A 2,735-nucleotide genomic window follows, 5' to 3' on the forward strand; every position below is an offset into this window, starting at 1 on the left:
ATGGCACGAGGGATCCACCTCTTCCCATTCCGAACAGAGAAGTTAAGCCTCGTCACGCCGATGGTACTGCGTAACAGTGGGAGAGTAGGTAGCCGCCGTCTTGAGTGAAGGCGATAGCCGGAAGAGAGGGGAGTCAATCCGAAAGGGTTGGCTCCTTTTTTGGTATTCCTTATTTTTGTATTAAATTTGATGTGTTAAATCTATTATCTAATATCATGAAGAAAATCTATTTATTCCTATTCAGTCTGTTTATCTGCAATATCCTTGCGGCGCAAGAGCAAGGCTATACAATAGTCGGAGATATCTCTTACACCCAATCGAAAGATCCGTATGCGGTGGAACGTTGTAAATTGGATCTTTATTATCCCGAGAACGCAAAAGACTTTCCTACGGTAATCTGGTTTCACGGAGGCGGTTTGTCGGGAGGTAGCAAATTCATCCCGAAGGAATTGAAGAACTGCGGGTTAGCTGTTGTCGCCGTAAATTACCGCCTGCTACCTAAAGCCACCTTGAGCGATTGTATCGATGATGCCGCCGCTGCTGTCGCTTGGACATTTAACGAGATTGAGAAGTTTGGTGGAGATAAGCGTAAAATCTTTGTCTCGGGTCATTCCGCCGGAGGTTATTTAACGAATATGATCGGACTGGATAAGAAGTGGCTGGCTAAGTATCGGATAGATGCTGATTCCATCGCCGCCTTAATTCCTTTTAGCGGTCATGCGATCAGCCATTTCGCTTATCGACAGGCGAAGGGAATGAAAGATACCCAACCGAGTATTGATGAGTTCGCCCCTTTGTTCTACGTACGTCCCGACGCTCCCCCATTGATTATCATCTCGGGCGACCGGGAGATGGAGATGCTGGGTCGCTATGAGGAGAACGCTTATTTCTGGCGTATGATGAAAGTGGCCGGGCATAAGAATACGTACATCTATGAGTTGGATGGATATGATCATGGATCGATGGCTGTCCCTGCCTTCCATATCTTAAAGAGTCATGTGAAGGCTTTAATTTAAGGATGTGTTGGATTTGATTAATTAGTTCATTTAATACGTATGGTTCTCTTTTCGGTATTAATGGTCCTGATTTGCTTGAACGCATGTTCTGGAGCGAAGACCTCGGGCCATGTAACAGTGTATGTCACGACAAACGATCGTTCGAAAGATTTCGTGAGAAGTGAGATCGCCTTGGAGGATAAACAAGCCGACTCGCCTTCCGTGATCACGATAGACCCTTCGCTGCGCTATCAGACGATGGATGGCTTTGGAGCTGCCGTAACGGGTTCTACCAGCTATAACTTGATGCGGATGGCTCCCGAGGATCGGGCCGTTTTCTTGAAGGAGACTTTCTCTGATACGGAGGGGATGGGGTATAGCTATATCCGTATCTCGATCGGTTGTTCGGATTTCTCTTTGAGTGAGTATACCTGCTGTGATACGAAAGGTGTTGAGAATTTCGCCTTGCAGAGCGAGGAGAAGGAGTATGTGATACCGGTCTTGAAAGAGATCTTGGCAATCAACCCTTCTCTAAAGATCTTGGGATCGCCTTGGACTTGTCCAAGGTGGATGAAGGTGGACAACTTAAAGGATTTACGCCCGTTTGAGTCGTGGACCAGCGGACAGCTGAATCCCGCCTATTATCAAGATTACGCCACCTATTTCGTGAAATGGATACAGGCGATGGAGGCCGAGGGGATTCCTATCGAGGCGGTAACTCCCCAGAACGAGCCTTTGAACCGAGGAAATTCCGCTTCCTTGTTTATGGGATGGGAGGAACAACTCTCTTTCGTGCGTGATGCGTTAGGTCCTAAATTGAAAGAGGCGGGTCTCAAGACGAAGATCTACGCTTTCGACCATAATTACAATTACGATAATATGTTGGAGCAGCAAGGTTATCCGATGAAGATCTACGAGGATGAGAATGCCGCCTCTTTCCTGGCAGGTGCCGCTTATCATAATTACGGAGGCGACCGGGAAGAGTTGAATAACGTGAACGGCAAGTTCCCGGATAAAGAATTAATATTTACGGAAACTTCTATCGGTATGTGGAATGACGGACGTAACTTAGAGAAACGCTTGATGGAAGATATGGAGGAGACAGCCTTGGGTACGGTAAATAACGGGTGTAAGGCAGTTATCGTATGGAACTTGATGCTGGACAACGAGCGGGGACCGAACCGAGAGGGTGGTTGCCAGACTTGTTATGGTGCCGTGGATATCGATCGCTCGGATTATAAGACGATTACCCGAAATTCTCATTATTATATTATCGGTCATTTATCTTCTGTGGTGAAACCGGGAGCGGTACGGATCGACTCCAAAGGGTATACGGCTGACGGGATTATGTATTCCGCCTTCGAGAATTTAGACGGAACAGAAGCACTTGTTTTACTGAATAATACAGACGGGGCTAAAAATATAACGGTAAACAGCGGCGAACGTTCATTTACCTGCGAGGTTCCCGCTAAAGCAGTCGCTTCTTTCCGTTGGCCTCTTTTTGACCATCCGATTCACACGAAGCAAGATGCTCCATAGGGTGAAGAGGGACAAGGCATCAAGGGGGTTAAAGTCTCATTCCATTGAACCTTTTTTTGAAAGCCTTGTTATTATAATACTTCGTTAAATTTTTATTCAATCCGTTGAAAATAAATGAGTTAGTTAACAAAGTTTAGCTCAATAAAATAGGTCAAGTAGCTGAATTTCAGTATCTTTAATGATATTCGACCACACATTAAA

Annotated in this window: 2 protein-coding genes and 1 rRNA gene; all 3 read left to right on the top strand. The window is 45.8% G+C overall.

Going from position 1 to position 2,735, the window contains the following annotated elements:
- Nucleotides 1-101, top strand: a 5S ribosomal RNA gene (gene rrf, locus G7Y39_RS13135); the annotation flags it as partial.
- A gap of 114 nt (nt 102-215) precedes the next feature.
- Nucleotides 216-1,016 carry an alpha/beta hydrolase gene (locus G7Y39_RS13140; RefSeq protein WP_165157887.1) on the top strand — a complete coding sequence of 267 codons (801 nt, stop codon included), beginning with the start codon at nt 216-218 and terminating at the stop codon, nt 1,014-1,016.
- A 39-nt stretch (nt 1,017-1,055) separates the two neighbouring features.
- The gene (locus tag G7Y39_RS13145) at nt 1,056-2,534 is read left to right on the top strand and encodes a glycoside hydrolase family 30 beta sandwich domain-containing protein (protein WP_165157888.1); all 1,479 of its coding nucleotides are present in this window, start codon (nt 1,056-1,058) and stop codon (nt 2,532-2,534) included.
- Nucleotides 2,535-2,735 lie beyond the last annotated feature (201 nt).

This window comes from Parabacteroides sp. ZJ-118, assembly GCF_011038785.1.
GTDB lineage: Bacteria > Bacteroidota > Bacteroidia > Bacteroidales > Tannerellaceae > Parabacteroides.

Bases quoted from the DNA above. Each gene is read 5' to 3' on its own strand.
- G7Y39_RS13145 (WP_165157888.1), top strand. From the start codon at position 1,056: ATGGTTCTCTTTTCGGTATTAATGGTCCTGATTTGCTTGAACGCATGT.
- G7Y39_RS13140 (WP_165157887.1), top strand. From the start codon at position 216: ATGAAGAAAATCTATTTATTCCTATTCAGTCTGTTTATCTGCAATATC.